Raw genomic sequence first — 6,455 nt, 5'->3', positions numbered from 1 at the left:
CCGGGGGCCGCCCCCCCCCCCGCCCCGCCCCCCCCCCCGCCCCCGCCCCCCCCCCCCCCCCCCGGCCCCCCCGCCCCCCCCCCCCCCCCCCCCCCCCCCCCCCCCCCGGCGCTACCGTCCACTACGTGTGCGGGTGGGCACCGTGCTCAGACGTAGATCCGCGTCGGCGCCTCGTCAACGATCGCGTGCGGTACGAAGCGCGCGCTGTCGCGGGTGATCGCGCTGTCGTCCTCGCGGATGCCGATGCCGCAGGCGTGGTCACCGGCCACCCAGCTGCCGATCAGCGGATAACCGCCTTCGAAGCGGGTCAGCGGATGCGCGCGCTGGATGATCGCCGGTCCATCGTAGGGGCCGTCGCTGCGCTGGGTGCTGCCATCGGCCAGGTGCATTTCGATGTTGGCGCCTTCGCGCGAGAACAGCGGCTTGCGCACCCATCCGGTGGCCAGCGCGCTGCCGTCGTCGAAGTGCGCCTCCAGCAGGTTCGGGTGGCCGACATTGCGCTGCCACAGCAATGGCAGGATGCCCTTGTTGCTCAGCACCGCCTTCCATGCCGGTTCCAGCAGCTGCACGCCCGAGCCGGGCAGCGCGCGGCCAAACTCCTCGGCCATCAGGTCTTCCAGCGGATACAGCTTGAACAGCGTGCCGATCACCGAATCGTCCAGCGCGGTGAAGCGGCCATCCGCGGACAGGCCGATGTCTTCGATGGCGATGCCCTGCCCGTGCAGGCCTGCCTGCGAAGCACAGTCGCGCAGGTATTCCACCGTGCCGCGGTCCTCTTCCGAACTGCCCACGGCGCTGAAGTACAGCGGTGGCGGCAGGCGGCCGGCGAGCTCGCCGAAACGTTCGACCAGTGCCTCATGGATGGCGTTGAACTGGTCGGCATGCTGCGGCAGGCGGCCGGCGTTGCGCTGGTCCTCCAGCCACTGCCACTGGAAGAAACTGGCCTCGAACAGCGAGGTCGGCGTGTCGTAGTTCAGCTCGTACAGCTTGGCCGGACCGGTACCGTCATAGGCCAGATCGAGCCGGCCGTACAGATGCGGCTGGCGCTGGCGCCAGCTGTCGGCGATCCAGTCGCGGTAATGCGCGGGAATCGCCAGCTGATCCATCAGCCGCTCGCTGGCCACCACGTCGCCCACAAGGTCGAGCGCCATCTGGTGCAGCTCGGCGCTGGGATCTTCGATGTCCTGTTCGATCTGGCGCAGGGTGAAGGCGTAATACGCGCTTTCATCCCAGTACGGCTGGCCGTCGATGGTGTGGAAGCGGAAACCGGCTTCCTCCGCGCGCGCCCGCCAGTGGGCGCGCTCGGCGATACGGATACGCTGCATGGGTCGATCAGCCGCCGTAGCTGCCGCTGGTGCTGCGACGCGCGCTGGTGTTGCCGAAGCCACCCCGGCTGGCGGTGACGGCACGGTTCGGCTCGGTGGTGACCGGTGCCAGGCCAGCCTTGCCGGCGCCGATGCCGCTGGCGGTGTTCAGGCCCCCCGTACCGCCCGGGGCCGAACGCGCCCAACCCGCATTCTTGTCCTGGTAGGCCGGTGCCGACGCCGGCGCCTGCGGGGCCAGGCCACCGCGGTTGCTCAGCATCTGGGACATGAAGAAGCCCATCATCATCGGGCCGATGAACGAGGTACCTGCCGACGTGTGCTGCTGCACGCACTGCTCGGGCTTGTAGTCCTGCTCGCAGGCTTCCTTGGTGGCGTACTTCGGCGCAGCGTCGGCGGCCTGCTTCTGCGCCTCGGCGAACGCGTTGCGGCACGACGACGGATCACCGGTGGCCTCGGTGCAGGCCTCGACCGAAGTGAACAGGCCTTCCTGCACCTTCACCTCCGGCTCCTTCTGGCAGGCGGTGAACAGCAGCGGTGCGGCGCTCATCAGCAGCAGCGCGGTGGTGCGGGAACGTTTCATGGCCTCATGCCTCAAGCAGCGGATCAATACCCCAATGATGCCCGATCCGGGCCAACAACCGGAATCGGCAAAGTCCGAAAGATGAACGGCGTTTCATTTTCGTCAGGCCCGATCCGCCATCGCCGCATCGCCCGGCGGCGCCGCGCAGACGAGCGGTGGTTGCAGCAGCAACCGAAAAAATTGGTGATGATCGTCCGACACCCCATGTCGTACGGCCCGCCCGTTCCGCCAGCCATGCCCGAATACCGCTCCCGCACCTCCACCGCCGGCCGCAACATGGCCGGCGCCCGCGCCCTGTGGCGTGCCACCGGCATGAAGGACGGCGATTTCCACAAGCCGATCATCGCCATCGCCAACTCGTTCACCCAGTTCGTACCGGGCCACGTGCACCTGAAGGACCTCGGCCAGCTGGTCGCGCGCGAGATCGAGAAGGTCGGCGGCGTCGCCAAGGAGTTCAACACGATCGCCGTGGACGACGGTATCGCGATGGGCCACGACGGCATGCTGTATTCACTGCCCAGCCGCGAGATCATCGCCGACTCGGTCGAGTACATGGTCAACGCGCACTGCGCCGATGCGCTGGTGTGCATTTCCAACTGCGACAAGATCACCCCTGGCATGCTGATGGCCGCACTGCGCCTGAACATCCCGGTGGTGTTCGTGTCCGGCGGGCCGATGGAAGCGGGCAAGACCCGGCTGTCCGAGCACAAGCTGGATCTGGTCGATGCGATGGTCATCGCCGCCGACGAGAGCGCCAGCGATGAAAAGGTGGCCGAGTTCGAGCGCAGCGCCTGCCCCACCTGCGGCTCCTGTTCGGGCATGTTCACCGCCAACTCGATGAACTGCCTGACCGAAGCGCTGGGCCTGTCGCTGCCGGGCAACGGCTCGACCCTGGCCACCCATGCCGACCGCGAACAGCTGTTCCTGCGCGCGGGCCGCCTGATCGTCGAACTGTGCCACCGCTGGTACGGCGGCGAGGAAGAAAGCGCGCTGCCGCGGGGCATCGCCACGCAGGCCGCGTTCGCCAATGCGATGACCCTGGACATCGCCATGGGCGGATCGACCAATACCATCCTGCACCTGCTGGCCGCCGCGCAGGAAGCCGAAGTGGACTTCGACCTGACCCACATCGATGCGCTGTCACGGCGCGTGCCGCAGCTGTGCAAGGTGGCGCCGAACACGCCCAGGTACCACATGGAAGACGTGCACCGCGCGGGTGGCGTGTACGGCATCCTGGGCGAACTGGCGCGCGGCGGCCTGTTGGATACCACCGTGCCGACCGTGCACAGCCGCACCCTGGCCGATGCTCTCGAGCGCTGGGACGTGGCGGTCAGCAGCGAATCGAGCGTGCACGACTTCTTCCGTGCCGGCCCGGCCGGCATCCCCACCCAGGTGGCTTTCAGCCAGGCCACGCGCTGGCCCACGCTGGACGTGGACCGCGCCGAAGGCTGCATCCGCAGCGTCGCGCATGCCTACTCGGCAGAAGGCGGACTGGCCGTGCTGCGCGGCAATCTAGCCGAAGACGGTTGCGTGGTGAAGACCGCAGGCGTGGATGAATCCATCCACGTGTTCGAAGGCAGCGCGCGCGTGTTCGAGAGCCAGGACGCGGCCGTGGCCGGCATCCTCGCCGACGAAGTGAAGGCGGGCGACGTGGTGGTCATCCGCTACGAAGGCCCGAAAGGCGGCCCCGGCATGCAGGAAATGCTCTACCCCACCAGCTACCTGAAATCGAAGGGACTGGGCAAGCAGTGCGCGCTGCTGACCGACGGGCGCTTCTCGGGCGGTACGTCCGGGTTGTCGATCGGGCATGCCTCGCCGGAAGCGGCGGCGGGCGGTGCGATCGGGCTGGTACGCGACGGCGACCGCATCCGCATTGATATTCCGGCGCGGCGGATTGATCTGCTGGTGGATGCGGCGACGTTGGATGCGCGCCGTGCCGAGCAGGATGCGTTGGGATGGAAGCCGCGTGAGGCGCGCCCGCGCAAGGTCACCAGCGCGTTGAAGGCCTACGCCCTGCTGGCCACCAGCGCCGACAAGGGCGCCGTACGCAACACCGCGCTGCTGGGCGATTAGGCGCCGCCGGACCGTGCGCGGCGGCATTCCGATCTTATCGGTCATGGCACCTGACACAGGCCGCGCTTTGCGCTCGCCGGGCATGGCCCGGCGCTACCTTCCGATCGTCAGCCGATCACGCGCTTGAACGGCGGCAGCGCGTCGATGATGCGCTTGCCGTAACGGCGGGTCAGCAGCCGCGAATCGAGGATGACCACGCGCCCGGTATCGGTGGAGGTGCGGATCAGGCGGCCGGCGAACTGGGTCAGCGTGCGCAGCGCGTGTGGAATGGCGATCAGGTTGAACGCGTTGAGTCCACGCGCCTCGAACCACTCGCTCAGGGTAGCGGTCTGCGGATCGGTCGGCACCGCGAACGGTACCTGGGTGATCACCACCGTGGTGCAGGCTTCACCGGGCAGGTCGAGGCCCTCGCCGAACGAGTTCAGCCCGAACAGCACCGAGCCCTCGCCCGCCGCCACGCGCCGCAGGTGTTCGTCGATCAGCCGGGTCTTGGACATCTCGCCCTGTACCAGCACCTGCTTGCGCCGCGCGGCAGGCAGCAGTCCGGCGACTTTCTCCATCTTCCAGCGCGAGGTGAACAGCACCATCGAGCCCTTGGCCCAGTCCAGCTCAGTGTCGAGGTAGCGCGCCACCTCGCGGGGATGGCCTTCGCGGTCGTCGGGCGTGACCGGGAACTTCGGCACGATCAGCTCGGCCTGGTTCGGCAGGTCGAACGGCGAGGACAGCGAAACCATCTCGGCTTCCTCGGGAATGCCATTGTCGATCGCCAGCGACTGGAAATCGCCACCGCCGGTCAGCGTCGCCGAGGTCATCACCACCGAATCCACCTCGTCCCACAGCAGCTTGCGCAGCACATGCGCTGCCGAGACCGGTGAGCCATGCAGGACCAGATCGCCGTCGCGGGTGGCGGTGACCCAGCGCGCCATCGGCGGCGCACCGTCCTTGTCCTCGCGGCGCCAGGCCTGCCAGAGGTTGTACTGCTGCTCGATCATCTCCAGCGCCATGCCGAGGTTGCGCTGCAGGCGCTCACGCGCCGGGTCGTCCGGCTTGCCCTTGGCCACCTGCGCGGTGGCGGCATGCGCCCAGTTGTAGAGGCTGCGGGTATCGTCGGCCAGCGCTTCGATCGGCTCGCGCCACGCTTCCGGCAGGCGACCGTTGGCCGCGCGCCACATCGGTTCCTCGTCGGCCGGCGCCGGCATCCACACCGCTTCGACCTGGTCGCGGAATGCGCGCAGCTGCTTGGTCACGTTGCTGGCGACGTCGATGGCTTCGTTCGGCAGCAGGTTGCCGAGGCGGTCCTTGTCGACCGCGCGATACGCGCCGGCAATCAGGATCTGCAGGCGGCCGGTGCGTTTGGCCATCTCGTCCAGCGCCAGGCTGGCCGCGCCCTGGTCGATGGCGACGTTACCGATGTGATGGCCCTCGTCCAGCACCAGCAGCATCTCCGAGGGCGCGGCGATCAACGGCTGGCCATTGTCACTGTCGCCGATCGACAGCGCCGACAGCAGCAGCGCGTGATTGGTCACCACGATCTGCGCATCACGCACGGTGTTGCGCGAGCGCAGCACCGCGCACTGCGCCGAATACGCACAGCGCCGCCCGGCACAACCCGACGCCGGCGTGGTGATGCGGCCACGCAGGCCCGGGCTTATGGTCTCCGGCGCATTGTCGATGTCACCGTCCCACTGACCGCTGGTGAAGGCGTCGGTCAGGCGCTTGGCGATGTCCATTTCGATCGGCGCCAGCGGCCGGTCGAACAGGGGCGCGTCATCCTCGAACATGCCGCCCTGCGAGCCCTCGCCCTGGGCCTCGGCGGCATTGCGCGTGCACAGGTAGCGGGTGCGGCCCTTGGCCAGGGCCACGGTCGCTTCCAGTCCGGTGGCCTTGAGGAAGTTCGGGATGTCGCGCTCGACCAGCTGCGACTGCAGCGCCACGGTACCGGTACTGATCACCAGCTTCTTCTTGCTGGCCAGCGCGATCGGCACGCCGGCGGTCAGGTAGCCCAGGCTCTTGCCGACGCCGGTGGGTGCCTCGACCACGCCCACGCCACCGCTTTTCGACAACGCGCGCGACACCACGCCGATCATCTGGCTCTGCGAGCGGCGCGTGGAAAAGCCGGGAGTGTTGGCCTGCAGCGTCGTATAGGCCTTGCGGATCGCGTCCTTCAAGGGCTCATCGAGCGTGCGCGGAGCGGCGACGGTTTCGGTCACGCCGGGAACTACCGTGGCTGGATCAGGCCGGTCATTGTCGCATGGCCGGCGGCCGGGACCGAGGCGCGTGCGCTGAACAGGGTCAGCGGCGTCGGGCCTTGGCGGTCATGGGCTGGATGGCCGTACAGCGCCGGGGCAGATGCGGCGCTTCCGCCGGGGCGGGGCCCCGGCGGCCCCCCCCCACACCCGCGCGCGGCGGGCCGGGCCCCCCCCCCCCCACCACCCCACCCCCCCCCCCCCCGGGGGGGGCCGCGGCCCCCCCCCCCC

4 protein-coding genes are annotated in these 6,455 nt (G+C 69.0%); 1 reads left to right on the top strand and 3 read right to left on the bottom strand.

All coding sequences use genetic code 11. From position 1 onward, the window contains the following. Positions 1–146 precede the first annotated feature (146 nt). Both ACVOMM_RS18530 and ACVOMM_RS18525 read right to left on the bottom strand, forming a co-directional pair. The gene (locus ACVOMM_RS18530) at positions 147–1,325 is read right to left on the bottom strand and encodes a glutathionylspermidine synthase family protein (protein WP_481526606.1); all 1,179 of its coding nucleotides are present in this window, start codon (positions 1,323–1,325) and stop codon (positions 147–149) included. Positions 1,326–1,332: 7 nt separating this feature from the next. Next, positions 1,333–1,905: a DUF1190 domain-containing protein gene (locus ACVOMM_RS18525; RefSeq protein ID WP_111187209.1), complete on the bottom strand. Its 573-nt coding sequence runs from the start codon at positions 1,903–1,905 to the stop codon at positions 1,333–1,335. 234 nt (positions 1,906–2,139) lie between these two features. Here ACVOMM_RS18525 and ilvD point away from each other — a divergent pair, with 234 nt between their 5' ends. Then, a complete protein-coding gene (ilvD, locus tag ACVOMM_RS18520) occupies positions 2,140–3,978 on the top strand; it encodes a dihydroxy-acid dehydratase (RefSeq protein ID WP_065174513.1) in 1,839 nt (612 codons plus the stop codon). A 107-nt stretch (positions 3,979–4,085) separates the two neighbouring features. On the opposite strand, the gene dinG is transcribed toward ilvD, so the two are convergent. Continuing rightward, entirely contained in the window at positions 4,086–6,188 is a 2,103-nt protein-coding gene (dinG, locus tag ACVOMM_RS18515; RefSeq protein WP_481526605.1) for an ATP-dependent DNA helicase DinG, read from the bottom strand. Positions 6,189–6,455: the final 267 nt, after the last annotated feature.

The sequence above is a fragment of the Stenotrophomonas sp. STEN009 genome (assembly GCF_056760395.1).
The sequence above is the reverse complement of the archived record's forward strand: the minus strand, read 5'-3'. Positions and strand labels throughout refer to the sequence as shown.